This is a genomic window from Roseovarius sp. D22-M7 (assembly GCF_037083785.1).
In the GTDB taxonomy this organism is placed as follows: domain Bacteria; phylum Pseudomonadota; class Alphaproteobacteria; order Rhodobacterales; family Rhodobacteraceae; genus Roseovarius.
In genome coordinates this window covers 25,496-50,021 of sequence record NZ_JBAPKY010000003.1, presented here as the reverse complement: position 1 = coordinate 50,021, position 24,526 = coordinate 25,496, and the positions used below count along the sequence as shown (strand labels likewise).

At 65.8% G+C, this 24,526-nt stretch carries 24 protein-coding genes; 7 read left to right on the top strand and 17 right to left on the bottom strand.

All coding sequences use genetic code 11. The features are described from left to right. Positions 1–4 precede the first annotated feature (4 nt). The 12 genes from V8324_RS02250 to V8324_RS02195 form a co-directional block, all read right to left on the bottom strand. On the bottom strand, positions 5–493 hold the full coding sequence (locus tag V8324_RS02250) for a SixA phosphatase family protein (protein ID WP_336418284.1): 489 nt from the start codon (positions 491–493) through the stop codon (positions 5–7). Continuing rightward, entirely contained in the window at positions 490–1,128 is a 639-nt protein-coding gene (locus V8324_RS02245; protein WP_336418283.1) for a ferredoxin, read from the bottom strand. Before V8324_RS02245 ends, V8324_RS02250 begins: the two co-directional genes overlap by 4 nt. A gap of 63 nt (positions 1,129–1,191) precedes the next feature. Then, positions 1,192–2,055: an acetylglutamate kinase gene (gene argB, locus V8324_RS02240; RefSeq protein ID WP_336418282.1), complete on the bottom strand. Its 864-nt coding sequence runs from the start codon at positions 2,053–2,055 to the stop codon at positions 1,192–1,194. Positions 2,056–2,123: 68 nt separating this feature from the next. Continuing rightward, positions 2,124–3,179 carry a sn-glycerol-3-phosphate import ATP-binding protein UgpC gene (locus V8324_RS02235; RefSeq protein WP_336418281.1) on the bottom strand — a complete coding sequence of 352 codons (1,056 nt, stop codon included), beginning with the start codon at positions 3,177–3,179 and terminating at the stop codon, positions 2,124–2,126. Positions 3,180–3,186: 7 nt separating this feature from the next. Further along, a complete protein-coding gene (ugpE, locus tag V8324_RS02230; protein ID WP_336418280.1) occupies positions 3,187–4,032 on the bottom strand; it encodes a sn-glycerol-3-phosphate ABC transporter permease UgpE in 846 nt (281 codons plus the stop codon). Beyond that, positions 4,032–4,916 carry a sn-glycerol-3-phosphate ABC transporter permease UgpA gene (ugpA, locus tag V8324_RS02225; protein WP_336418279.1) on the bottom strand — a complete coding sequence of 295 codons (885 nt, stop codon included), beginning with the start codon at positions 4,914–4,916 and terminating at the stop codon, positions 4,032–4,034. The genes ugpE and ugpA overlap by 1 nt, the downstream gene beginning before the upstream one ends. A gap of 83 nt (positions 4,917–4,999) precedes the next feature. Beyond that, a complete protein-coding gene (ugpB, locus tag V8324_RS02220; protein ID WP_336418278.1) occupies positions 5,000–6,310 on the bottom strand; it encodes a sn-glycerol-3-phosphate ABC transporter substrate-binding protein UgpB in 1,311 nt (436 codons plus the stop codon). A 189-nt stretch (positions 6,311–6,499) separates the two neighbouring features. After that, complete coding sequence (locus V8324_RS02215; RefSeq protein WP_336418277.1) at positions 6,500–6,937, bottom strand: universal stress protein; 438 nt, start codon at positions 6,935–6,937, stop codon at positions 6,500–6,502. A 15-nt stretch (positions 6,938–6,952) separates the two neighbouring features. After that, positions 6,953–8,239 (bottom strand): TRAP transporter large permease, encoded by a 1,287-nt coding sequence (locus tag V8324_RS02210; protein ID WP_336418276.1) that lies wholly within the window; start codon positions 8,237–8,239, stop codon positions 6,953–6,955. A 4-nt stretch (positions 8,240–8,243) separates the two neighbouring features. Then, positions 8,244–8,783, bottom strand: a complete 540-nt coding sequence (locus V8324_RS02205; protein ID WP_336418408.1) for a TRAP transporter small permease — start codon at positions 8,781–8,783, stop codon at positions 8,244–8,246. Positions 8,784–8,952: 169 nt separating this feature from the next. Then, entirely contained in the window at positions 8,953–9,972 is a 1,020-nt protein-coding gene (locus tag V8324_RS02200; RefSeq protein ID WP_336418275.1) for a TRAP transporter substrate-binding protein, read from the bottom strand. Positions 9,973–10,164: 192 nt separating this feature from the next. Continuing rightward, the gene (locus V8324_RS02195) at positions 10,165–11,094 is read right to left on the bottom strand and encodes an isoaspartyl peptidase/L-asparaginase family protein (RefSeq protein ID WP_336418274.1); all 930 of its coding nucleotides are present in this window, start codon (positions 11,092–11,094) and stop codon (positions 10,165–10,167) included. A gap of 166 nt (positions 11,095–11,260) precedes the next feature. Here V8324_RS02195 and V8324_RS02190 point away from each other — a divergent pair, with 166 nt between their 5' ends. The 5 genes from V8324_RS02190 (at position 11,261) to ectA (ending at position 18,865) form a co-directional block, all read left to right on the top strand. Next, positions 11,261–12,121: a cyanophycinase gene (locus V8324_RS02190; RefSeq protein ID WP_336418273.1), complete on the top strand. Its 861-nt coding sequence runs from the start codon at positions 11,261–11,263 to the stop codon at positions 12,119–12,121. After that, positions 12,108–14,750, top strand: coding sequence for a cyanophycin synthetase (gene cphA / locus V8324_RS02185; protein WP_336418272.1), 2,643 nt, complete (start codon positions 12,108–12,110; stop codon positions 14,748–14,750). The genes V8324_RS02190 and cphA overlap by 14 nt, the downstream gene beginning before the upstream one ends. Before the next feature lie 73 nt (positions 14,751–14,823). Further along, on the top strand, positions 14,824–16,122 hold the full coding sequence (locus V8324_RS02180) for an ATP-grasp domain-containing protein (RefSeq protein ID WP_336418271.1): 1,299 nt from the start codon (positions 14,824–14,826) through the stop codon (positions 16,120–16,122). Between the two features lie 75 nt (positions 16,123–16,197). Beyond that, the gene (locus V8324_RS02175; RefSeq protein WP_336418270.1) at positions 16,198–18,222 is read left to right on the top strand and encodes a CocE/NonD family hydrolase; all 2,025 of its coding nucleotides are present in this window, start codon (positions 16,198–16,200) and stop codon (positions 18,220–18,222) included. A gap of 97 nt (positions 18,223–18,319) precedes the next feature. Further along, positions 18,320–18,865, top strand: coding sequence for a diaminobutyrate acetyltransferase (gene ectA, locus V8324_RS02170; RefSeq protein WP_336418269.1), 546 nt, complete (start codon positions 18,320–18,322; stop codon positions 18,863–18,865). 51 nt (positions 18,866–18,916) lie between these two features. Here ectA and metF read toward each other — a convergent pair whose 3' ends face one another. Then, positions 18,917–19,783, bottom strand: a complete 867-nt coding sequence (gene metF, locus V8324_RS02165; protein ID WP_336418268.1) for a methylenetetrahydrofolate reductase [NAD(P)H] — start codon at positions 19,781–19,783, stop codon at positions 18,917–18,919. Positions 19,784–19,884: 101 nt separating this feature from the next. On the opposite strand from metF, the gene V8324_RS02160 reads away from it, so the two are divergent. Beyond that, positions 19,885–20,790, top strand: coding sequence for a LysR family transcriptional regulator (locus V8324_RS02160; RefSeq protein WP_336418267.1), 906 nt, complete (start codon positions 19,885–19,887; stop codon positions 20,788–20,790). Between the two features lie 32 nt (positions 20,791–20,822). Here V8324_RS02160 and V8324_RS02155 read toward each other — a convergent pair whose 3' ends face one another. After that, positions 20,823–21,683, bottom strand: coding sequence for a helix-turn-helix domain-containing protein (locus V8324_RS02155; RefSeq protein WP_336418266.1), 861 nt, complete (start codon positions 21,681–21,683; stop codon positions 20,823–20,825). Positions 21,684–21,794: 111 nt separating this feature from the next. Here V8324_RS02155 and V8324_RS02150 point away from each other — a divergent pair, with 111 nt between their 5' ends. Beyond that, positions 21,795–22,001: a DUF2061 domain-containing protein gene (locus tag V8324_RS02150; RefSeq protein WP_336418265.1), complete on the top strand. Its 207-nt coding sequence runs from the start codon at positions 21,795–21,797 to the stop codon at positions 21,999–22,001. A gap of 13 nt (positions 22,002–22,014) precedes the next feature. Here V8324_RS02150 and V8324_RS02145 read toward each other — a convergent pair whose 3' ends face one another. Genes V8324_RS02145 through V8324_RS02135 form a run of 3 tightly spaced genes read right to left on the bottom strand, consistent with a single transcriptional unit; the run spans position 22,015 to position 24,525 of the window. Further along, complete coding sequence (locus tag V8324_RS02145) at positions 22,015–22,755, bottom strand: peptidase (RefSeq protein ID WP_336418264.1); 741 nt, start codon at positions 22,753–22,755, stop codon at positions 22,015–22,017. Between the two features lie 24 nt (positions 22,756–22,779). Next, positions 22,780–23,577: a transglutaminase family protein gene (locus V8324_RS02140; protein ID WP_336418263.1), complete on the bottom strand. Its 798-nt coding sequence runs from the start codon at positions 23,575–23,577 to the stop codon at positions 22,780–22,782. Between the two features lie 6 nt (positions 23,578–23,583). Next, positions 23,584–24,525, bottom strand: a complete 942-nt coding sequence (locus V8324_RS02135; protein ID WP_336418262.1) for an alpha-E domain-containing protein — start codon at positions 24,523–24,525, stop codon at positions 23,584–23,586. Between the last annotated feature and the right edge of the window lies 1 nt (position 24,526).

Here is a 24,526-nt window from a genome sequence, read left to right as displayed (position 1 = left end):
CCGCCTAGCCGAGGTCGTGCGGCGTGACGAAGTCTTGCACCGTCCCGCTGCCGGGGGCGAGATACGACCAGTCGTCGATATCGAACCGTGCGACCAGCGTGGCCCCCGTGGGGTAATCCGCGAAGCGGTCATGTGCGGGGGGTGTCGCAACCAGTGCGTGGGCGAAGTCGCAGATGCCGGGGTTGTGGCCGATCATCAGCACGCGGTTGCCGCGCGCCTGGCGCAGGACGCCGAGCATTTCCGCAGGCTCGGCAAGGTAGAGCCGCGCGTGCAATTCCGGGGCAAGCGACAGGCCGAGCCGCTCGCAGGTCTCTTGCGTGCGGGACGAGGGCGAGCAGAGGATCTGGTCGGGCGCGAGACCTTGGGCGCGCAGCCAGTGCCCGAGCGCCGTGGCCGCGCGACGCCCGCGCCCGTTCAGCGGGCGGTCATGGTCGCCGAGGCCGGGCTTGGCCCAGGACGACTTGGCGTGGCGCATCAGGATCAGGTTCCTCATCCGAAATACCCCATGTGGAAGGCCGATTGCGCCTCTGGCCGGGCATGTGCCTGGCTGACCGGGCAGGCGCGGCGCACGGCGCAGCCGCGCGCGCGGCAGTCATTGCCCGGCCGGTCGAGATCGGCGCGGCAGGCCGGCACGTCGTAGCCTTCGGGTGTCAGGGCCGAGACCGGGCACGCGGTGCGGCAGGGCTGATCGGCGCAGCTGTCGCACGGGCGCGTGCCGGGGGGCGGCAGATCGAACCGCTCGGGCAACGCGATGGCCCCACGATAGGAGACCATCAGCCCGGCGGTGTCATGCACCAGCAGGCCCACCGGCGAGGGCCAGGCGCGGCCGCTGCGCCGCGCCCAGTCGATGAAGGGCTGCCAGGGCGGCCCGCCGAACGGGAAAATCGCCGTACCGCCGAGATCGCGCGCGACAGCAGTGATGACGCGGGCCGACCAGCGATCCATCGGGTCGGGGCGGGCGTCGCGATATTCCGGCTGGCTTTCGAAATGCGCCCAGAACCCCGGCCCGTCGGGGCCCAGAAGCACCAGCGTCCGATGCCCCGGCACCTCGTCCTCGGCCAGGTGCAGCGCGCCCATCACCGCGAGGCGGTGGGACGTCACGCGACAGGCGATGCGGTCGAGGCTCATATCCGGGGCATCCTTGGCATGCTGAAGCATCTAACGCGACCCCGTGGTTTCACAAGGCCGCGGTCATGTCGCGCGGATGAGCGAGCCGGCGCCGTGCTCGGTGTAAAGTTCCAGCAGCGTGGCGTTGGGGGCGCGCCCGTCGAGGATCACCACCGCGCGCACGCCGGCCTCTATCGCGGCGAGGGCCGTTTCGGTCTTGGGGATCATGCCGCCGGCGATCACCCCGTCGCGGGTCATCTCGCGGATCTGGTCAGCTGTCAGTTCGGTGACCACGCGCCCCTCGGTGTCGCGCACCCCGTCGATATCGGTCAGAAGCAGCAGCCGGTCGGCCTTGAGCGCGCCGGCCACGGCACCGGCGGCGGTGTCGCCGTTGATGTTGAAGGTCTCGCCCGCCGGGCCGGCGCCCAAGGGGGCGATGACGGGGATCATGTTGGCGTCGAACAGCGTGTGCAGGATCGTCGTGTCGATCTGCGCGGGCGCCCCCACGAGGCCGAGCTCGGGGCTGACCGGCGTGCAGGTGATGAGGCTTGCATCCTTGCCCGACAGGCCCACGGCGCTGCCGCCCTGCCCGCTTATGGCCTGCACGATGCGCTTGTTGACGCGGCCCGACAGGACCATCTCGACGACCCTCATGGTGGCCTCGTCGGTGACGCGCTTGCCGTCGACGAATTGCGAGGTTATCGACAGCTTTTCCAGCATCTCGTTGATCATCGGCCCGCCGCCATGGACGATCACGGGGTGCACGCCCACATGGCTCATCAGCACGACGTCGCGGGCGAAGGTTTCCATCGCCGCGTCGCTGCCCATGGCGTGACCGCCCAGCTTTATCACCACGATGGCGCCGGTATAGCGTTGCAGGTAGGGCAGCGCCTCGGACAGCGTGCGGGCGGTGGCGATCCAGTCGCGGGTCATGTCTCGGGCCTTCATGGTAATCTCCGGCGGGGTCATGCCCTGTTAGCGGCTGCGCCCGGCCCTGCCAAGTCTTCGCGGGCGCGTCAGTCGAGGCGGCGGCCGGTCACAGGGTCGAAGAGGTGCAGGTTCGCGGCGGCGACATCCAGCCCCAGCGTGTCGCCGGGATGCGGCAGCGCATCGCCGGTCAGGCTGGCGATCATCTCGACCTCGTTGCCCGGCACGGTGCCGTGCACGTTGGCCGAGGCGCCCAGATGTTCGACCACCCGCACGGACAGGCGCAGCGGCCCGTCGGTTTCGGGGTGCAGATGCTCGGGTCGGATGCCGATGGTCACCTCGCCGTGGCGCACGCCCGCGGGCGCCGCCACCGTGCCCGCCGGGGTGACGAGGCCCTGCGCGTCGATCCGGCCCTGCATCAGGTTCATCGGCGGCGAGCCGATGAATTCCGCCACGAAGACCGAAGCCGGGCGGTTGTAGACGTCGATCGGCGTGCCGACCTGCTCCACCGCGCCGCCATTAAGCACCACGAGCTGATCGGCCAGCGTCATCGCCTCCATCTGGTCGTGGGTGACGTAGATCGAGGTGGTGCCGAGGCGCTGTTGCAGGTCGCGGATCTCGACCCGGGTCTTGAGGCGCAGCTTGGCGTCGAGGTTCGACAGCGGCTCGTCGAAGAGAAACGCCTGCGGCTGGCGCACGATGGCGCGGCCCATGGCGACGCGCTGGCGCTGCCCGCCCGAGAGCTGCGCGGGCTTGCGGGTCAGGAACTCCGACAGGCCGAGGGTCGCGGCGGCCTCGTCGACCATTTTCTTGATCTGTTGCTTCGGCACGCCGCGGTTCTTCAGCCCGTAGGCCATGTTGCCATAGACGGTCATATGCGGGTAAAGCGCGTAGTTCTGGAACACCATCGCGATGTCACGCTCTGCCGGTTCTAGGTCGTTGACCACGCGGGGCCCGATCGAGACGGTGCCGTCGGTGATCGTCTCGAGCCCGGCGATCATCCGCAGCAGCGTGGACTTGCCGCAGCCCGAGGGACCCACGAGCACGCAGAACTCGCCATCCGCGATGTCGATCGATATGCCGCGGATCGCCTCGATGCCGCCGGGATAGGTCTTGCGGACATTGTTGATCTGGATGTTGCTCATCGGGTACTCATTTCTCCACTTCGACGAGGCCGCGCACGAAAAGCCGCTGCATGAACAGGATGACCGCCACCGGCGGCAAGAGCGCGAGGATCGCGGTGGACATGATCAGGTGCCATTGCGGGGTGCCCTCGCCGGCGCTGGTCATGCGCTGAATGCCCATGACGATGGTGTAATAGCTTTCATCCGTGGTCACCAGCAGCGGCCAGAGGTACTGGTTCCAGCCATAGATGAAGAGGATCACGAACAGCGCCGCGAGGTTGGTGCGCGACAGAGGCAGCAGGATGTCGCGGAAGAACTTCATCGGCCCGGCGCCGTCGATGCGCGCGGCCTCGGTCAACTGGTCGGGGATCGTCATGAAGAACTGCCGGAACAGGAACGTCGCCGTCGCCGAGGCGATCAACGGGATCGACAGCCCGGCATAGGAGTTGAGCATCCCGAGGCTTGCGACGACCTCGAAGGTGGGCAGGATCCGCACCTCGACCGGCAGCATCAGCGTGACGAAGATCGTCCAGAAGGCGAGCATCCGGAAGGGAAACTTGAAATACACCACCGCGAAGGCCGACAGCAGCGAGATGACGATCTTGCCGATGGTGATCGACAGCGCCATGATCGTGGAATTCATCAGCATGATCCACAACGGCGGCGCGCCGGCGGCCGAGATCCCCTCGCCGAGGACCAGCGAATAGTTCCGGATCATCTCGGCCCCCGGCAGCAGGGGTATGCCGCGGCTGACCTCGGCGGCGGTATGGGTCGAGGCGACGAAGGCCAGGTAGATCGGGAACACGAACATCGCCGCGCCGAAGATCAGCACGGCATGCTGGATGAAGGTCAGGAAGGGGCGCCGTTCGACCATCAGTATTCCACCTTGCGCTCGATATAGCGGAACTGGATCGCCGTCAGCGCGATCACCAGCACCATCAGGATCACCGACTGCGCCGCCGACGCGCCGAGGTTGAGCCCCTCGAACGCGTCGCGCCAGACCTTGTAGACGAGGATGTTGGTGGCCTGCCCCGGCCCGCCGCTGGTGGTGGCATGCACCACGCCGAAGGTCTCGAAGAAGGAATAGACCACGTTGACGACGATCAGGAAGAACACCGTGGGCGACAAGAGCGGCAGCTGGATGGTGACGAAGCGCTTGAACGGCCCCGCCCCGTCGATCGCCGCGGCCTCTGTGAGCGAGCGCGGGATCGCCTGCAGCCCGGCGAGGAAGAACAGGAAGTTGTAGCTGACCTGCCGCCAGACGGAGGCCACGACGATCAGCGTCATCGCGTCGCCGCCATCGACGTAATGGTTCCAGTCATAGCCCAGAGCATCGAGCGCATAGGCCACGATGCCGATCGTCGGGTTGAACAGGAACCACCACAGCACGCCCGCCACGGCGGGCGCCACGGCATAGGGCCAGATCAGCAGCGTCCGGTAGAGCATGGCGCGGCGGATCACCCGGTCGGCCATGATCGCCATCACCAGCGCGATCCCCATCGAGAAGCCGGCGACCATGGCGCTGAAGCTGATCGTGGTGATGAAGCTGTTGATGTAGTCGCTGTCGGCGAACAGCCGCGCGAAATTGGCCATCCCGATGAACTCGGTCTTCAGCCCGAACGCATCCTCGCGCAGCACGGATTGATACAGCGCCTGGCTGGCCGGCCAGATGAAGAAGATCAGCGTGATGACGATCTGCGGCGCGATCAGCGCGTAGGGCAGCCAGTTGTGCCGGAAGGTGACGGTCTTGGTGCGCACGGGCCGGGCCTCGACGGTTGTTATTCACTGATGCGCCGGCCCGGACGGGGTCGGGCCGGCGCTGTGGTCACGTCCCGACTGCTTCAGTTGTTGGCGGCCTCGAAATCGCGCAGCAGGGCATTGCCGCGGGCGGCAGCGGCGTCAAGCGCTGTCTCGGCGCTCTGGTTGCCGGCCCACAGGTCTTCCAGCTCCTGGTTGATGATGTCGCGGATCTGCACGAAGTTGCCGAAGCGCAGACCGCGCGAGTTCTCGGTCGGCTCGTTCAGCGACAGCTGCTTGATCGCGGTGTCGGTGCCGGGGTTCTCCTCGTAGAAGCCCTGCTCCTGGCTCAGCTCGTAGGCGGCGGTGGTGATCGGCACGTAGCCGGTGGACTGGTGCCAGTCGGCCTGCACCTCGGGCGAGCTGAGATAGTTGAAGAACGCCGCGACACCGTCGTAATCGCCCTCGTCATGACCTTCGAGCACCCAAAGCGTGGCGCCGCCGATGATCGAGTTCTGCGGCGCTTCGGCCCCGTCGGTGTTGAGCGGCAGCATCGCCTGGCCGAACTCGAAATCGGCCTGCTCGCTGATCCCGGCATAATAGGCCGACGAGTTCATCCACATCGCGCATTCGCCGTTGGTGAACAGCGGCAGACTGTCGCCGCGGCGGCCGCCATACTGGAACGTGCCGTCGGCCTGGCTGTCTGCGATGCGCTGCAGCAGGTTGCTCAGATCCTCGCTTTGATCGAACATGAATTCCGTGTCGAGCCCGGCGAAGCCGTTCTGCTGCGTGCCGATCGGCTGGTCGTGCCAGGCGAGGTAGTTCTCGATCATCACCCAGGACTGCCAGCCGAAGGAGAACGCGCAGTCATGGCCGTTGGCCTGCAGCGCGTCGGCGGCCGCGAACATCTCGTCCCATGTCTCGGGCACATCCTCGACGCCGGCGTCGTTCAGCAGGTCGCGGTTGTACCACAGCACCGGCGTGGACGAGTTGAACGGCAGCGACAGCATGTCACCGTCGGTCGTGGTGTAGTAGGATTTCACCGCCGGCAAGTAGGCGTCGTTGTTCCAGTCGATATCGGCCTGCTCCATCACGCCCTGCACGCGCCGGATGGCACCCTCGGCGGCCATCATCGTGGCCGTGCCGACCTCGAAGACCTGCACGACATGCGGCTGCTCGCCGGCGCGGAAGGCGGCGATGGCGGCGGTCATGTTCTCGGTATAGGTGCCCTTGTAGGTGGGCACGACGGTGTAGTCGTCCTGCATCTCGTTGAAGTCGCCTGCGATCTCGTCGACCTTTTCGCCGAGCGCGCCGCCCAGGGCGTGCCAGAACTGGATTTCCGTCTGGGCCGTCGCTGCGGACCCGAGAAGCGCCAGCGCGCCGGTCATCGCGGTAAGAGTCTGTCTGCGTTGCATCGCGTGTTCTCCGAACCTTGAGGTGGGTGAGCAGGACGGTCCGCCGGCAGCGCCGATCGATCCGCCTCTCGGGGTTTTAAAGTCACCGCTGTCACGGGGTTTCAAATGAAACCTTTGTGACACGATGCCGGTATCATGGGAAGGGATGACTGCGACATTCCGTCAACCGTCGTCCAGCCCCGGCGCGGATCAGACCACCAGCACCGGCACCTCGGAAAGGCCCGTGACCTTGAGCGAGACGCTGCCCAGCAGGTACCCCTCCATCGAGCCCATGCCGCGGCTGCCGATCACGATCAGGTCGTGGCCGTGTTCCTTGGCGAACTTGATGATGGTGCGCGACGTGTGGCCGGCCGTGACGAAGGCGCGCACGTTCTCGAAGCCGGCCTTCAGGACGTGCTCTTTGCCGTATTCGGCCACTTCGGTGGCATGCTCGGACATGATGTCGTCGAGATTGCCGGGATCGCTGGGGCGCACCATCGACAGCGACGCCTCGAGCATCGAATGGTGCCGGTAGACCGTCAGGATGGTCAGCGCCGCGCCGGTCAGACGGGCCATCTCCATCGCCCGGTCCAGTGCCTTCTCGGCGTTCGGCGAACCGTCATAGGGGACGAGGATGGATTTGAACATGGGTGTCTCCTCCGCTCATTTCGAGAACGCGAGATCGCGCAGGAAGAGGGCGATCTGCGGGAAGTAGATCAGCGCCACGGCCACGCCGAGCAGGATCACGATGAAGGGCGGCGTGCCGCGGATCACCTCCCAGTAGGGCCGCTTGAAGACCGCGATGGCGGTGAAGATATCGCACCCGAAGGGCGGCGTCGCAGAGCCGATGGCGACCTGCAGCGTGATGATCGTGCCCACCAGAACCGGGTCGAGGCCGACCGCATCCACCACCGGCGCGAAGATCGGCACCATCACCAGGATCACCACGATCGGATCGACGAACATGCAGCCGATGAAGAACGCGATCGAGATCACGAAGAGCACGCCGATCTGGCCCATCTGGTCGATGCCGATGCCGCTGAGGATCTCCTGCGGGATCTGCGCGAACGAGATCACCCACGAGAACGCCGCGCCGACGCCGACGAGAATGAACACCACCGCGGTGATCAGACCGGTCGATTTCGCGGTGTCGTAAACCCCGGCAAGATCGAGCGAGCGGAACACCAGCACCTCGAGGACGAGGGCATACAGCACGCAGGCCGCCGCGGCCTCTGTCGGGCTGAAGATGCCGCCATAGATGCCGCCGATGATGATCGCCGGAAAGCCCAGCGGCCAGAGCGCGCTGCGCATCGCGCCCGCGCGTTCGGCCCAGGTGTACTTGTCTTCGGTGGGCACGTTGTTGCGCACCGCGTAGACCCACGAATAGAACGAGAAGAGCACGAGGATCAGCAGCCCCGGCCCGATGCCGGCGATGAACAGTTCCGCGATCGAGGTGCCGGAGACCACGCCGTAGATGATCATCCCGATCGAGGGCGGGATGAGAAAGGCGATGTCGGCGGCGTTGATGATCAGCGCGAGGATGAAGCTGTCATTGTAGCCGGCCTTCTGCATCCGCGGCCGCAGCGGCGAGCCGATGGCGACCACCGTCGCCTGCGTCGATCCCGAGACCGCGCCGAACATCGTGCAGGCCGCCGCCGTCGAGACCGCGAGCCCGCCCTTGAGATGTCCCACGAAGGCCATCACGAGGTCGATCAGCCGCCTGGCGGATTGCCCGCGCGTCATGATGTCGGCGGCGAAGATGAACATCGGCACCGCGATCAGCGAGGCGGGCCGAATGCCCCCCATGATCTGCTGGATCATCGTCTCCATCTGGCCCATGCCGCCGAACATCGTGTAGAAGCCCACGAAGGAGGCGACGATCAGCGGGATCATCATCGGGAATCCCAGCAGCAGAAGCACGATCATGATCGAGAATATCGTCGTGGCCATCGCGTCAGACCTCCATCTCGTTGTCGTCATACCCTTCGAGCACCGAGGTCGACAGCCAGGTATCCTTGGATATGATGTTCTTGATCGCGGTCAGCGCGTATTGCAGGCCGGTCATGAAGAAGCCGACGGGCACCCAGACGAGGGTGATCCAGACCGGGATTCGCAGCGACGGCAGCACACGGCCACGGTCAGCCTGCACCAGAATGTATTGAATGGCATAGTAGCACAGACCGAACATGAACACCGCGGTTATCGCGGCGATGATGATCATCAGGATCTTGCGTCCCGCGGGCGGCAGCGCATCGTAGATCGCCGACATGCGGATATGCCGGCCCTGCCGCGCGGCGTAGCTGATGCCTGCAAAGGTGATCAGGATGATCAGGATGCGGTTGAGTTCCTCGGAGAAGAACAGGCTGTTCTGGAACACGAAGCGGCCGACCACGTTGGCCACCGTGTTGGCCGCCATCAACAGCACCCCGACGGCCAGCATGACGCTTTCGATCCATGCGATGGTGTTGTCGATGACGCCCAGTGGCCCCGGCAGGGAGGAGGCGTAGGCGTCCGCCTTGGGGGTGGCGCGCGGCTTGCGATCCGGCGCTGATCCGCCGTCCGGTTCAGGCTTGTCGCTCACGGGCTGAGCCTCCACTGGTTGTCTGGATGATGGGGCGGGTGCGGCCCGCGATACCGGCCGCACCCGCAGGCAGGATCCGGCGTCAGCCGGACACTTCGGAAAGATCCTCTTTCATCTGGTCGAGGATTTCCTTGCCGCTGTCGCCGGTCATCTCGATGAACTTGTCCTCGACCTGCTTGCCGGCCTCGATAAAGGGCTGGCGCTGTTCTTCGGTCAGGATGTTGACCTCCATCGAGGGCTTGGCTTCCTTGATCTTCTCGATGCTCTCTTCGTGCAGGCCCTTCTGGTACTCGATGATGTGATCGAAGGCGACGTCGATGGCATCCTGAACGACCTGCTGTTCCTCGTCAGAGAGGCCCTCGTAGAAGTCGAGGTTGGCCATCACCGCGGTGGTGAAGTTGTTGTGCCCCATGCAGGTGATGACCTCGGTCACCTCGTACATCTTCGTAGACTCGATGAAGAACATCGGGTTCTCCTGGCCCTGGATGATGCCGGTCTGCAGCGCGCCGTAGACCTCGCCCCATGGCAGCGGCGTGGGCGTCGCGCCGAACGCCTGGTAGCTTTCCACCAGCAGCGGGTTGGTCATCACGCGAACCTTGGTCTGGTCGAGATCGGCCGGTTCGGTCACCGGCTCCTGCGTGGTCAGGCAGACCTCTCCCTCGGGGAACATGGTCAGCAATTCCAGCCCCTGCTCGGCGTAGAGCTCGGGGAACATCTCGTTGATCGCCTCGGAGGTGCGGAAGAACTCTGCCAGCTTGTCGGTGTCCTGCGGCAGAAGGTACGGCACGAAGAACACCTGCGCCTCGGGGATCAGCGAGCCGGTGAAGCCCGGGCTCTGATCGACGAATTGCAGGATGCCGGACTGCGCCTGCTCCATGGTGTCGGCGGATTCGCCAAGGGTGCCATAGGGGAAAAGCTGGACGGTATGGTCGGTATTCGCCTCGACCTCTTCCTTGAACTTCTGGGCGAAGACGCCCTGCACCTCGTCGATGGCCTCTTCGAAGGCGTAGCGCCACGTATCCGCGACGGCCGCCGATGCGCTCAGCGCCACGATGCTCGTGGCCGCGGTCGTGATGGCCAGACGTTTTACGGATGTGAACATTTCGCTCTCCCTGTTTTGTGACATTTATGATGCAAGCCTATCCGAAGAGGCCCGCATGTCAACAAGGGGGAACGCGGGGGGCGGCCTTGCCGGCGCGCCCGGGCGCGCTGGACGCGAAAGACCCGCCCCGCCATGAATATAAACTATATCTATGCCAATGGCTTGCGGGGTCTCGGCCGGATCATCGGCGGATCAGGTATAGATCGCGGTCTGCGCGGCTTGCCCGTCGCGCAGGGTGCCGCGATACATGCCTGCACAATTAAACGGCATGGTGATCGTGCCGTCGCGATCGATCGCGATCAGCCCGCCCGAGCCCTCATGCGCGGCCAGATCGACCTGCACCACGTGCTCTGCCGCGTCGGTCAGCGACTGGCCTGCCAGCCGCATCCGCGCGTCGATCTCGTGCGCCGCGACGCGGCGGATGAAGGCCTCGCCGTCGCCGGTGGCCGAGATCGCGCAGGTGGCGTTGTCGGCGAAGGTGCCGGCGCCGACGATCGGGCTGTCGCCCACGCGGCCCGCGCGTTTTGCGGTCATCCCGCCGGTCGAGGTCGCCGCCGCGAGATTGCCGGCCCGGTCGCGCGCCACCGCGCCCACCGTGCCGTGGCGCCGCGCGGGATCGTCGTCGAGCGTGCCCTCGGCCTGCATGCGCAAGGTCTGCTGCAGGCTGTTCCAGCGCTCTTGCGTGAAGAAATAGCCGGGCTCCTCGAGGGCGATGCCCGCGTCGCGCGCCAGCGCCAGCGCACCGTCGCCGATCATCATCACGTGATCGGTCCGCTCCATCACGGCGCGGGCCAGGTGCACCGGGTTGCGCGGCCCGCAGATGCCGGCCACGGCGCCGGCGCGGCGGCCCTGCCCGTCTACGATGGCGGCGTCCATCTCGTGCGTGCTGTCGCGCGTGAAGACCGCGCCGTGCCCGGCATTGAAGAGCGGCTCGTCCTCGAGCGCAGTGACCGCGGCAGTCACCGCGTCGAGCGCCGTGCCATCCGCGGCGAGCACCGCCTCGCCCGCCGCGAGCACCCGCGCGAGCGCCGCGTGATAGGCCGCTTCGCGCGCCGGTGTCATGTCCGCCGGGGGCAGAACCCCGGCCCCGCCATGAATGGCGAGCGCGAATTCATTGGTCATTCATCCCTCCATTTCGGAACCGTCACGCAACTGCCCGATTTCGGGGCGGTGGTTGTGATTTTGGAACATTACTGCCACATCTCCGCGTGATGCGCCACCACCGGCGTTTGTAACCCGGTAACTTTCACAATATATAGTGCGAACGATGGCTGGCAGGAGATCCCAAATGAACATGCCCATTCAACCCGTGCGCAAGGGCAAGCTCATTGCCATCGGCGGCGCCGAAGACAAGGCGTCGGCCACGAGCATTCTGGAACGGGTGCTCAAATGCTCTCACACGTCCGAGCCGCGCGTCGGCGTGATCACCACGGCCAGCAGCATCCCCGACGAGGTCTTCGAGTCCTATCGCGAGGTGTTCGACCGGCTGGGCGCCGGCGAGGTCGTCGACATCCGCATCCGCGAGCGCAAGGATGCCGGGGACCCGGCGAAAATCGAGATGATCGAGGGCTGCGACGTGGTCTTCATCTCGGGCGGCGACCAGATGCGCCTGACCAGCATCTTCGGCGGCTCGGACGCGCTTGGCGCGATCCGCAAGCACTACCAGGAGGGCGGCGTGATCGCCGGCACCAGCGCCGGCGCGGCCTGCCAGTCGACGACGATGGTCTATGGCGGCAACGCGACGGATTCGCTGCGCAAGGGCGCGGTGAAGATGTCGGCGGGGTTCGGACTGATCGACAAGGTCATCATCGACACGCACTTCCTCGAACGCGGGCGATTCTCACGGCTGATGGAAGTCGGAGCGACGAATCCCGAATATCTCGGCGTCGGGCTCGGCGAAGATGCTGCGGTCCTGTTCGGAGAAGATACCATCCATGCCTTCGGTCCCGGTCATGTCATCCTCGTTGACAGTTCGCGGATAACCGGTTCCAATGTCTTCGATCTTTCGGACGGTGAGGCGGTGAGCGTTCACAACGTCCTGATGCACGCCATGATCGACGGGGATACGTACAACATGTCCCAACGTCGAATGCTGAGTGCGAAAGACCTGGGAACCGAAGGCCTGGAGCAGACGAATGAACATACTTGAACATCGCGCCCTGCGCGGCCCGAATTACTACAGCCGCTACCACGCGATCTACATGCGCCTCGACATCGAGGATCTCGAAAGCCGGCCCAGCGACAAGGTGCCCGGCCTCGCCGAGAAGCTCGAGGCGGTTATCCCGTCGATCTACGGGCATCGCTGCTCGGTCGGCGAGGTGGGCGGCTTCCTGCAACGGGTGCGCAACGGCACCTTTGCCGGGCACATGGTCGAGCATCTGGCGATCGAGCTGCAGAACCTCGTCGGCTTCGCCGTGGGCTACGGCAAGACCGTCGACACCTACGAGAAGGGCGTCTACCACGTCGTCTACCGCTACCGCGACGAGGCCACCGGCCTTGCCGCCGGCGAGGCGGCCGTGGCGATCGTGCGCAAGCTCTACGATGGCGGGCATGTCGATCTCGAACCGATCATCGCCCATCTCAAGGAAGTGCGTGACGCGCATGCGCTCGGGCCGTCGACCGGCGCGATCGTCGATGCCGCCAAAAAACGCGACATCCCGTTCTACAACCTGACCCCCGGCACCAGCTACACGCAGCTGGGGCACGGCGTGAAGCAGCGGCGCTTCCAGGCCACGGTGACCGACGGGTCGGGCATCATCGGGCACTCGATCGCCGACGACAAGGACTGGACCAAGCAGATCCTCGACGATGCCGGCATCGCCGTGCCCAAGGGCTGCACCTGCTATTCCTGGGACGAGGTCAAGAACGCCACCGAATGGATCGGCTGGCCGGTCGTCACCAAGCCGCTGGCGGGCAATCACGGCCGCGGCGTCAGCACCGATATCGGCACTCTCGAAGACCTGAGATCGGGCTACGACGCGGCGCTGGCACGGGTGCGCGACAATTCCGGCGCGGTGATCGTCGAAAGCTACGTCAAGGGCGAGGATCACCGCATCCTGGTGATCGGCGGCAAGCTGGTGGCGGCCGCGCGGCGGCGCCCGGCGCATGTCACCGGCGACGGCAAGTCCACAATCCAGGCGCTGATCGACATCGCCAACAAGGACCCGCGCCGCGGCGTCGGCCACGAGAACGTGCTGACCCAGATCCATGTCGACGTGCAGACCCACCGCATGCTGGAACAGGCCGGCCTGACCCTAGACAGCGTGCCCGGCGACGGCGAGATGGTGTTCCTGAAATCCACCGCGAACATCTCGACCGGCGGCACCGCCACGGACCTGACCGACGAGGTGCATCCCGATATCCGCTTCTCGATGGAGCGGATCGCGCGGCATGTCGGGCTCGACGTGATCGGCATCGACCTGCTGGCGGAAACCCTGACCAAGCCGCTGGCCGAGCAATCCGCCGGCGTGGTCGAGGTGAATGCCGGCCCCGGCTTCCGGATGCACATGGCGCCCACGCATGGTACGCCGCGCCCGGTGGGCCAGTATGTCGTCGACATGCTGTTTCCCGATCCCACGGATAACGGCCGCATCCCGATCACCGCGATCACCGGCACCAACGGCAAGACCACGACCACGCGGCTGACCTCGCATATCCTGCGCCAGTCGGGGCACTCGGTCGGCATGGGCTGCACCGGCACGGTCGAGATCGACAACCACGTGATCCTGCGCGGCGACTATTCCGGCCCCGCCGCGGCGCAGGCCGTGCTGCGCGAGCCCACGGTCGAACACGCCGTTCTGGAAGTGGCGCGCGGCGGCATCATGCGGCGCGGCCTCGGTTTCGACGAATGCGACGTTGGCGTGCTTCTCAACATCGCCTCGGACCATCTCGGCGAGCGCGACATCCACACGCTTGAGGAACTCGCGCGCTGCAAGACCGTGGTCGTGGACGCCGTCAAGAAAGAGGGCGGGTATTGCGTCCTGAATGCCGACGACCCGCTTGTGATGGAGCATGGCACCTACTGGGCGCGCGGCGAGATCATCTATTTCACCATGAACCCCGACAATCCCGACCTGCAGGAACATCTCAGCGAGCTGGGCATGGTGCTGACCGTCAAGAACGGGCGGATCGTGCTGCTGCGCGGCAAGGTGACCGTCGATATCGTCGACGTCAACGACGTGCCGATCGCCTTCGAGGGGCACGCGCCGTTCAACGTGCAGAACGCGATGGCCGCCGCCGCGACGGCGCTTGCCCACGGGATCGAGATCGACGACATCCGCGCCGGGCTGCTGACCTTCCACCCGACGCCCGCGCAGATGCCCGGCCGCACCAACTACTTCGAGGCCGACGGCGTGAAGTGCCTGATCGATTACGGCCATAACGTGCCCGCGCTCCAGGCGCTGGAGCCGCTGGTCAAGGGCCTGGGGCAGCAGCGCCGGATCGGCGTGTCGACCGCGCCCGGCAACCGCCGCGACGAGGATCTCGAGGCGCTCGGGGCGCAGCTCGCGAAGATGTGCGACGTGGTCTATGTCTACGAATCCGATGCGCGCGGCCGCGCCGAGGGCGAGGTCGCCAAGCTGATCCGCGACGGCGCCGACGCGGCCGGATCGAAAAGCGAGGTGCATCTCATCATGAACGAGCGGGACGCCGTGGACCGCGCCATCGCCGAGGCCAAGCCCGGCGATTTCCTGCTGCTTCTGGTCGATGACATCACCGGCACCACCGACCGGCTCAAGGGCCGCAGCTTTCCGGTTCAGGCCGACCTCGCACAGGCATGAGCATGCCGCGCGGCCGGGCGATGCGCGCCCGGCCGGTGACAGGCACGCCAGGCTAACAAAAGGGACAGTCACCATGACCAAGAACGTCTTCGTCGTCGGAATGAACAAGCTGAACGCCGAGCGCCTCAAGCGGCTGCGCGGGGTCGAGGATGTCGCGTTCCACCCCTTGCTGACCCCTGCGCAGGTGTCGGAAACGCAGGATTTCGACATCCCCGCGATGCTGGCCGAGGCCGAGGCGACGCTGGATGCCTTCGACGGCTCGATCGATGCGATCGTCGGCTATATCGACTTTCCGGTCTCCACCATGCTGCCGCTCCTGTGCAAGAAATACGGCACCCGCAACGCCTCGCTGGAAGCCTTGCTGAAATGCGAGCACAAGTACTGGTCGCGCAAGGTCATGGCCGAGGTTATCCCCGACCACACGCCCACCTTCACCGCCTTCGATCCGTTCGACGACGACGCGCTGTCGCATATAGGCGAGGCCGGGCTGCGGTTTCCGTTCTTCGTGAAACCGATCAAGTCATCGGGCTCGCGGCTGGGCTTCCGCATCGACAGCCCCGAGGATTTCGACTACGCGATCGCCGCCTTCCGCGCCGAGATCGGCCAGATCTCCGAGCCGTTCAACTACGTGCTCGACCAGGCCGACCTGCCCGACGAGATCCGCGCGGTCGAGGGGCATTACTGCATGGCCGAGCGGGTGATCGGCGGGCGGCAATGCACCGTCGAGGGCTACGTGCATGACGGCGAGGTGGTGCCCTACGGAACCGTCGATTCGATCCGCTACCCGCAGGTCCTCAGCTTCTTCTACTACCTTTACCCCTCGACCCTGCCGCGCCGCGTGCAGGACCAGATGAACGAGATCACCCGCACGATCATGTCGCATATCGGCTATGACAATGCCGCCTTCAACATCGAGTATTACTGGGACGAGGTGCAGAACACGATCTGGCTGCTCGAGATCAACACCCGGATCGCGCAGTCGCATTGCGACCTCTTCGAGATGGTCGACGGCGTCAGTCACCAGCAGGTGACCGTCGATCTGGGCCTCGGGCAGAAGCCCGACATGCCCCAGGGCGAAGGCCCCGAGAACGTCGCGGGCGAATTCTTCTACCGGGTGTTCTTCAACGACGCGACCATCGCCCGCGCCCCCTCGCGCGCCGAGATCGACGTGGCCGCGGAACAGGTCGCCGGCACGCGCATCGTGTCCTATGTCAAGAAGGGCATGAAGCTGTCGGAACTGCCCGAGCAGGACGCCTACAGCTATGCCGTGGCCTCGATCTGGATGGGGGCGGGCAAGCAATCCAAGCTCTTGTGGAACTACGAGCAGGTGATGAAGCGGCTCAACTACGAATTCACCGATATCGTTGAATAAAGGCCGGGGGCGCGCTGGACATTGCGCCCTACCGGCGTCATGTCCACTTATCCCTCTTGCCGTTCGGAACGCCCCATGACCCTCGATCTGAAAATCGACCATCCGCTGCCCGCCACGATCCGCGAGATCGAGCACCTGGAAATCCCCATGCCCGACGGGACGCGCCTGGCGGCGCGGACCTGGATGCCCGAAGGCGCGGACACGGCCCCCGTGCCCGCGATCCTCGAATACATCCCCTACCGCAAGAACGACAAGACGCTCGAGCGGGACCACGCCCGCGCGCCCTGGCTCGCCGCGCGCGGCTATGCCTATGTGCGCGTCGATCTGCGCGGCACCGGCGAGTCCGAAGGCGTGATGACGGATGAATATACCGAGCTGGAATTGCAGGACGGCTGCGACGTCATCGCCTGGATCGCCGAACAGGCATGGTGCGATGGCGGCGTCGGCATCGTCGGCATTTCCTGGGGCGGGTTCAACGGTCTGCAACTGGCAGCCCTGCAACCGTCCGCGCTGAAGGCCGTGGTCTCGATCTGTTCCACCGACGACCGCTATGCCGACGATATCCACTACATGGGCGGCACCCTGCTGGGCGAGCAATTGTCATGGGCGTCGGTGATGTTCGGCATCAACACCCTGCCCCCCGACCCGGTGCATGTCGGCGACCGCTGGCGCGACATGTGGCTGGCGCGGCTGCGCGATTCGGGCCTCTGGCTGAAGAACTGGCTGGAGCATCAGACCCGCGACGCGTTCTGGAAGCACGGCTCGATCTGCGAGGATTACGACGACGTCCAGATCCCGGTCTACGCCGTCAGCGGCTGGGCCGACGGGTATTGCCGGTCGGTGTTCCGGCTGGTCGAGAATCTGCCGGGCCCTGTCAAGGGCATCGTCGGGCCGTGGTCGCACAAGTATCCGCATGTCGGCGAGCCGGGCCCGGCCATCGACTGGCTGACCGAGGAAGCCCGCTGGTGGGACCAGTGGCTGAAGGGCGAAGACACGGGCATCATGGACGAGCCGCCGCTGCGCCTCTTCCTGCAGGATCACGCCCGCCCGGCCGCGCATTACCCCCGCCGCGACGGGCACTGGATCACCGAAGCCGCGTGGCCCTCGCCCGACATCACCCGCACGGCGTTTTCGCTTGGCGCCGAGGGCACGCTGGGGACCGGCGATGTGCCCGCCGGTAAGCTGTCGATCAATTCGCCACTCTGGGTGGGTCGGCATGGCGGCAAGTGGTGCTCCTACGCGCATCCCGGCGATCAGCCCGGCGACCAGCGGCGCGACGATGCCGGCAGCCTGACATTCGACACCGCCCCGCTGCCCGAGGCGCTGCACATGGTCGGCGATCCGACCCTGACACTGACCTTCACCGTGGACCAACCGATCGCGCAGATAGCGCTGCGGCTGATGGACGTGGCCCCCGGCGGCGCCGCGACGCGGGTCAGCTACGGCCTGTTCAACCTCACGCATCGCGACAGCCACGAGCACCCCGAAGCACTCGAGCCGGGCAAGACCTACACCGTCGAGGTGCCGATGAAGCATGTCGCCCAGACGTTCCGCGCCGGGCATCGCATCCGGCTGGGCGTCTCGACCAGCTATTTCCCGCTGGCCTGGCCCGCGCCCGCGCCGGTGACGCTGCAGGTGGACACGGGACGCACCACGCTGCACCTGCCGCTGCGCGACGACCGTCCCGAGGTCGAGCCCGCCTTCGCGGCCCCGCGCGCCGGTCAGCCGCTCGAGCAAAGCTTCGAGACGCCGCCGCAATCGGAATGGGTCCTGTCGGAGGATGTCGATACCGGCCGCCTGATGATCGACATCCGCGATCACGAGGGCGCCGCGCATATCACCGAGCACGGCATCACCCATTCCGGCGAAGGGTTGGAGCATTACGCGATCCTGCCCGACGACCCGCTATCGGCCGAGGGCACGGTGACCTGGACCCACGAGATGCGCCGCGACGACTGGGAGATCCGCACCGAGACGACCACGCGCCTGACCGCGACGCCGACCGAGTTCTGCATCACCGCGCGGCTGCGCGCGTGGGAAGGCCCGGAACTGGTCTACGAGCAGGAGTGGAACGAGGCCATCGCGCGCCGGCTGGTCTGAGATACTGTCGACAATACGCCGGTTTTTCTTGCGTGATGCGCGGAAAGGCGACATTCTCTCAGGTCCACGGACCTGCCCCATCAAGGACTCTACGATCATGACCGACCAAGCCGACACGAAATCTCCGATCACTTTCCGCACGCCCTCATCAGAGGACGGGATGGAGGTCTGGGACCTCATCCGCGAGGCGGGCCCGCTGGACGAAAATTCGGTCTATTGCAACCTGATCCAGTGCGATCACTTCGCCGAAACCTGCGTGATCGCAGAGCTGGACGGCGAGATCGTCGGCTGGATCTCGGCCTTCATCCCGCCCGATTCGCCGGACACGCTGTTCGTCTGGCAGGTGGCCGTCGGCGAGGCGGCGCGCGGATGCGGCGTCGCCAAGCGGATGCTGACAGAGCTTTTCGCGCGCGAGGTCTGTGCCGATGTCACCAACCTCAAGACCACGATCACCGGCGACAACGAGGCGAGCTGGGCGCTGTTCAACAGCTTTGCGGACCAGATGGATGGCGATCTGGGGTTCGAGGCGCATTACAAGCGCGACACGCATTTTGCCGGCCGGCACGCCACCGAATACATGGTCACGATCGAGGATATCTCGCCCGAGCGCGAGGCGGCGGACGACACTGCCGCGGCGGGGTGACGCACTCCCCGCCGCGCCGGTGCCGGCCCCGTATCAGACCCGGGACCGGTATCAGGCGACGTCGCGCAGGGTGACCTTGGGCGTGACACCCAGCGCGTGACAGACGTCGCGCGTCAGATCGGGCCGGTTCAGCGTGTAGAAGTGCAGATCCTCGACGCCACCCTCGATCAGCTTGCTGCACAGTTCGGTCGCCAGCGCGGTGGCCAGCAGATCGTGCCGGTTGTCGCGGATTGCCTTGTCGAACGCATTGTCAACCCAGGCCGGGATATGCGTGCCGCAGGACATCGCGAACTTGCGCGCGCCTTTCCAGTTCTCGACCGGCAGGACGCCGGGGATGATCGGCGCGGTGATGCCGGCATCGGCACAGGCGTCGCGGAATCGCAAGAAGGTCTCGGCCTCGAAGAAGAACTGCGTCACCGCCTCGGTCGCGCCCGCGTCGATCTTGCGTTTCAGCCAGTCGATATCGGCCGCGTGATCGGCGGCCTCGGGGTGCTTTTCGGGATAGGCGCCCACGCGGATCGTGAACTTGCCGGTCTCGGCCAGCGCCGAGATCAGCTCGCAGCTATTGGCGAACCCGTCGGGATGCGGCGTGAACCCGCCCGACCCTTTCGGCGGATCGCCACGCAGGGCCACGATCTCGGTCACGCCGGCCTCGGCGAACTGGTCGGCGATGGCCAGCGTTTCCTCGCGCGTGGCGTCGACGCAGGTCAGATGCGCCGCGACGTTGAGGCCGGTGGCCTTTTGCAGCGTGCCCACCGCCTCGCGCGTCAGTTCGCGGGTCGTACCGCCCGCCCCGTAAGTGACCGAGACGAAGCGCGGATCGAGGGGCGAAAGGGCATGCACGGTGTCCCACAGCCGGAACGACGCCTCGAGCGTCTTGGGCGGGAAGAATTCGAAAGAGATACGGGGCGGTGTCATCGGTGTCATCCTGTCGGTCAATCTGTTCCCTCCCCTTGTCGCAGGTGCAGCATTGTGAGACAACTTCATAAATTTCATGCTTAGGATGAGGTTCGCTAATAATGCATATCGAGTTTCGTCATCTCCGGACGATCCGGGCGATCCACCAGGCGGGCGGATTGGCCAAGGCGGCGGATGTGCTGCACATGACGCAATCGGCGCTCAGCCACCAGATCAAGGGGCTGGAGGACCAGGCCGGGGTCGAGCTTTTCGTGCGCCGCTCGCGCCCCCTGCGGCTGTCATCGGCGGGGCAGCGCCTGCTGCGGCTGGCCGAGAAGATCCTGCCCGAGATCGAGGCGCTGGAGCAGGAATTCGAGGGGCTTCGCGACGGCAGCACCGGGCGGCTGCATATCGCCATCGAATGCCATGCCTGTTTCGAATGGCTGTTCCCGGTGCTCGAGGAATTTCGCAAGACTTGGGGCGAGGTCGACGTGGATATCCGGCCCGGGCTGGCCTTTGACGCCCTGCCTGCACTGCAGAAACAGGAGGTCGACCTGGTGGTCTCGTCGGATCCCGAGGATCTGCCCGGGGTCGGCTTCAAGCCGCTTTTCGACTACGAGCCAGTCTTCGTCGCGTCCTCGCAGCATCCGCTGGCGCAGAAGGACTTTGTCGAGGCCGCCGATTTCCGCGACGAGGTGCTGATCACCTACCCGGTGGACCGCGCGCGTCTGGACGTTTTCACCGAATTGCTGACCCCCGCCAAGGTGGAACCGAGAAGCATCCGGCAGGTGGAACTGACGGCGGTGATCCTGCTGCTGGTGGCGTCCAATCGCGGGGTGGCGGTGCTGCCCGACTGGGTCGTGCGCGAATTGCGCACCAGCACCGATTACGTCACCCGCCCGCTGACCGAAACGGGCAAGATCAAACGGTTATACGCCGCGATCCGCGAGGAGGACGCCGACAAGCCCTTCATGGCGCATCTGCTGAAACTCGCGCGCGAGATCCCGGTGCAACTGCAACACGCCTAAGGCATGGGGTTCGCATGTTCGCCAACATGCGGCTAATCCACAAGGTCGCGCAGCCCGCGCAAGTGATCGGGCAACCCGCGCGCGGTGACCGAGGCCTCTCGCACGAGGCCGTCGAAATGCCGGGTGATCGCCTGCACCCGTTCGACATCGCGAAAGACCATGTAATTGCGCCCGAGGTAGAGCACCGCCAGCAGCGAGCCGAAGATCGTGACCGGCGCGGAATAAAGCCGCCGCGCGTCGAAGAGATAGACCCGCAGCCCCGGATATAATTGCCCTGTCACCGCGATCAGGTGATCGAGCTGCGCGCGCCTGACGTCGCCCGGCAGGTCGCGGTAATAGCCCTCGCCGCGCGCGAAGCTCTCGACCTCGAAAAGCGGCAGGGCGATCTCGTAATCCGAGCGGGCGGCGCGCATCCAGTTCAGGCGGTCCTCGGACGCGCCGATCGCCTGGTCGGTGGAGCGCCCCAGATGCGGCGCATATTCCCATTCCAGCATCGGCCGGGTCTTGAGCATGTCGGGCAGCCCGGCCGGCACATGGCGGATCTTGTAGCCCGCCGCCTCCTTGTGCCACGCGAAGATCTGCTCGTCTACCAGCGCGCGCGGCGCCTCGGTCAGCGACAGCGTGTTGGCGAGGATGTCGGCGGCGGTTTCGGGCCGGTCCGTCAGGCCCAGAAGCCAGTCGGCGGATACCCCGAGCGCGGCCGCGCATTCGCCCACCACCTGCGCATTGGGCAGCCGCGCCGCGGTGTCCTTCAGCAGTTGCGACACGGTCGAGCGGTCCACGCCGATGGCCCGGGCCAGAACGCTTTGGTTGGTATCGCGCAGGCGCATCGCCTCGGCCAGCCGGGTGCGGAACATGTCGGCGCGCAAACGTTTGTCGATCTTTTCGGTCATGTGTTTCGTTTAATCACATATGCAGCGCGATGTTAACCGTTTTCCGAATGGCGGCGTGGCACGAAGTCGCGCATCTTGGCCCCGTCAACCCACACCCACAACGGAGGCGCCATGGAAACGCGGATACGCAGTGTTCTGAAAGCATTGATCTGGCAACTGATCGGCCTCGCCGTGATGACGGTCGTGGGCGTGCTGGTCACCGGATCGGCCAGTGCCGGCGGGCTGATCGCGGCGATCAACACCGCGATCGGGTTCCTCACCTATTTCTGCTATGAACGCCTGTGGTCGCGCATCCGCTGGGGCCGCAGCACGGCCTGAGCGGGCGCGCGGTTCAGCCGCGATCCGTCGGGAAATCCGGCAGGCTGCTCAGCGCGGATTTGAGCGCCTGCCCCCAAGCCTCTGAAATCAGGGTATAATAGGGATCGTCCGGCTGGATGCGGCCACGCGTGCCGCTGCACAGGCTGTCGGTCTCGTAGAAATGGTAATCGAAGGGCGGCGCGACGCCGAGATTGGCCTTGACCGTCGAATCGAAGCTGACCAGCAGCAGCCGCATCGCTTGGCCGAAGTCGAGATCCGGGTCGTAGGCGCGCACTAGGATCGGCTTGCCGTACTTGGTCTCGCCCACCTGCAGGAACGGGGTGTCCTCGCTGGCCTCGATGAAATTGCCCTCGGGGTAGATCAGGAACAGCCGCGGCGGCCCGCCGGCGACCTGCCCGCCAAGGATCAGCGTCGCCTTGAACGACGCGCTGGACGTCATGCCCCCGGTGGCATGCGACGCCACCACCTCGCGCAGCGTCTCGGCCACGATTCGCGCCGCCTGGAACATCGACGGCGCCGACAGGATCCCGGGATCGCGGTCCTCATGCGCCTTGCTGCGCTCGGCAAGCTGGCTGATGACCGCCTGCGTGGTGGCGAGGTTGCCAGATGACAGAAGCGTCAGCGACAACCGCCCGGGCGCCTCCCACAGGGTCATCTTGCGGAAGGTCGAGATGTTGTCGACCCCGGCATTGGTGCGGGTATCGGACATGAAGATCAGGCCCCGGTTCAGGGTCATGCCCACGCAATAGGTCATCTCTGCGCCCTTACCTTTCGGCCGCTACTGTTCGGCGACCGTGATCTGCACGCCCAGCGTCTCGTCGAGCCCGCCGATCCGCGTTCCGGTGACCGGCGACGCGTCGGAATAATCCAGCCCGGTCGCGACTCTCACATAGCGCGCATCCGGCGAGATGACATTCGACACGTCGAACCCGACCCAGCCGAGATCCTCGAGCCAGGCCTCGGCCCAGGCATGCATCGCGGTCTGGTCGGTCTGTCCGTCCATCAGAAGATAGCCCGACACGTAGCGCGCGGGAAGCCCGAGATGCCGCGCGCAGGCGATGAAGACATGCGCGTGATCCTGGCAGACACCGCGCCCGGCCTTCAGCGTTTCCTCGGCGCTCCACGTCGGTTCCGAAACGCCGGTCTCGTAGGGAACGGCCTTTGCGATGCTCGCGCAGAGCCGGTGCAGGCGGTCGAGATCGCTCTCGGCGGGCAGCCCTTTCAGCAGGGCGCGGACCCCGTCGCGCGCCTCGGTGCGCGGGGTGATCCGCTGATACAGCCACAAGGGCGCCGGCCCGCGATGCGCGCCGACGATACCGTGCGTGTCGCTGACCTCGATCTCTCCGCCGCTGGTGACGTCGAGGCGTTGGGTGTCGCGGTCGAGGCTGACCAGCTCGGTGGTGTTGTTGTGGTGATCCTCGAAGACCAGTTCCTTGCGGCCGCCGGTGATCTCGGTGTGCCAGCTGAGGACGGTCTGGTGCGGCGTGGTCTTGGGCGTCTTGCGCACCTGTTGCAGGCCGAAGCGGACGGGCCCGCCGAACCGGTAGCTGGTGACGTGATGGATGCTCAGACGCATGGGGGCCTACTCGTGAAAGCGGTAATCGGTCTCTATCTGCCGGGCCAGCGTGGCGAAGGCGCCGAGCAGTTCGATAATCATCTCGTGCAGGCCGAATTCGAAGATCCGGTCGACGTCATGCGACAGATACTGCTGTTCGATCTGGCAGACCAGCCTCAATGCCGCGCTTGGCTCGCGATTGCCGCGGTTGAGATAGGTCAGGTTCTCGCGGATCTTGTCGGTGCAGAAGGCCAGGCTGCGCGGCATCCGCTTGTCGAGCATCAGGAAATGCGTGATCTCGCGCGGCGCGGGGTTGGAGCCGTAATGCATCCGGAACCCGCCCTTGGCCGACAGCGACTGCAGGACGCCTTCCCATTGCACGTTGTCGATGGAACTGCCCACCGCCAGCGTCGAGGGCAGCAGCACGTAATATTTCACGTCGAGGATGCGCGCGGTGTTGTCGGCACGCTCGACATAGGTGCCGAGGCGCGCGAACTCGTAGATCTCGTCGCGCATCATCGTGCCCTGCGTCATGCCGCGCACCAGCGCCGTCTGCTGGCGCAGCGCGCCCAGAACGCGTGGCAGGTCGCGTTCGCCCACCTTGCGGGCCAGCGCGGCGCGGGCCTGCATGTAGCTGGCGTTCATCGCCTCCCAGACGTCGCCGGTCAGCGCGGTGCGCACCAGCCGCGCGTTCATCCGCGCCTGTTCGATGCAGCGCAGCACCGAGCCGGGATTGTCGCGCGACCGCAGCAGCCAGTCGATGACCGCCTCGCGGGTCACGGTCTCGTTATTGGCCAGATACGCTTGCAGCACCGCCGCCGATTGCAGCACCGGGCGCCATTCGGCATCCGGATCGTTCAGCCGCGTCAGCGCCAGGCGCTGCCCGGTCTCGATCAGGCGCCCGGTATGCTCGGCCCGTTCCAGCAGGCGGTACATCCAGAACAGGCCGTTCGCGGTCTTGCCCAGCACC

Coding starts and splice junctions, on each gene's coding strand:
- V8324_RS02250 (WP_336418284.1), bottom strand. CDS start 493: ATGAGGAACCTGATCCTGATGCGCCACGCCAAGTCGTCCTGGGCCAAG.
- V8324_RS02245 (WP_336418283.1), bottom strand. CDS start 1,128: ATGAGCCTCGACCGCATCGCCTGTCGCGTGACGTCCCACCGCCTCGCG.
- argB (WP_336418282.1), bottom strand. CDS start 2,055: ATGAAGGCCCGAGACATGACCCGCGACTGGATCGCCACCGCCCGCACG.
- V8324_RS02235 (WP_336418281.1), bottom strand. CDS start 3,179: ATGAGCAACATCCAGATCAACAATGTCCGCAAGACCTATCCCGGCGGC.
- ugpE (WP_336418280.1), bottom strand. CDS start 4,032: ATGGTCGAACGGCGCCCCTTCCTGACCTTCATCCAGCATGCCGTGCTG.
- ugpB (WP_336418278.1), bottom strand. CDS start 6,310: ATGCAACGCAGACAGACTCTTACCGCGATGACCGGCGCGCTGGCGCTT.
- V8324_RS02215 (WP_336418277.1), bottom strand. CDS start 6,937: ATGTTCAAATCCATCCTCGTCCCCTATGACGGTTCGCCGAACGCCGAG.
- V8324_RS02210 (WP_336418276.1), bottom strand. CDS start 8,239: ATGGCCACGACGATATTCTCGATCATGATCGTGCTTCTGCTGCTGGGA.
- V8324_RS02200 (WP_336418275.1), bottom strand. CDS start 9,972: ATGTTCACATCCGTAAAACGTCTGGCCATCACGACCGCGGCCACGAGC.
- V8324_RS02195 (WP_336418274.1), bottom strand. CDS start 11,094: ATGACCAATGAATTCGCGCTCGCCATTCATGGCGGGGCCGGGGTTCTG.
- V8324_RS02190 (WP_336418273.1), top strand. CDS start 11,261: ATGAACATGCCCATTCAACCCGTGCGCAAGGGCAAGCTCATTGCCATC.
- cphA (WP_336418272.1), top strand. CDS start 12,108: ATGAACATACTTGAACATCGCGCCCTGCGCGGCCCGAATTACTACAGC.
- V8324_RS02180 (WP_336418271.1), top strand. CDS start 14,824: ATGACCAAGAACGTCTTCGTCGTCGGAATGAACAAGCTGAACGCCGAG.
- V8324_RS02175 (WP_336418270.1), top strand. CDS start 16,198: ATGACCCTCGATCTGAAAATCGACCATCCGCTGCCCGCCACGATCCGC.
- ectA (WP_336418269.1), top strand. CDS start 18,320: ATGACCGACCAAGCCGACACGAAATCTCCGATCACTTTCCGCACGCCC.
- metF (WP_336418268.1), bottom strand. CDS start 19,783: ATGACACCGCCCCGTATCTCTTTCGAATTCTTCCCGCCCAAGACGCTC.
- V8324_RS02160 (WP_336418267.1), top strand. CDS start 19,885: ATGCATATCGAGTTTCGTCATCTCCGGACGATCCGGGCGATCCACCAG.
- V8324_RS02155 (WP_336418266.1), bottom strand. CDS start 21,683: ATGACCGAAAAGATCGACAAACGTTTGCGCGCCGACATGTTCCGCACC.
- V8324_RS02150 (WP_336418265.1), top strand. CDS start 21,795: ATGGAAACGCGGATACGCAGTGTTCTGAAAGCATTGATCTGGCAACTG.
- V8324_RS02145 (WP_336418264.1), bottom strand. CDS start 22,755: ATGACCTATTGCGTGGGCATGACCCTGAACCGGGGCCTGATCTTCATG.
- V8324_RS02140 (WP_336418263.1), bottom strand. CDS start 23,577: ATGCGTCTGAGCATCCATCACGTCACCAGCTACCGGTTCGGCGGGCCC.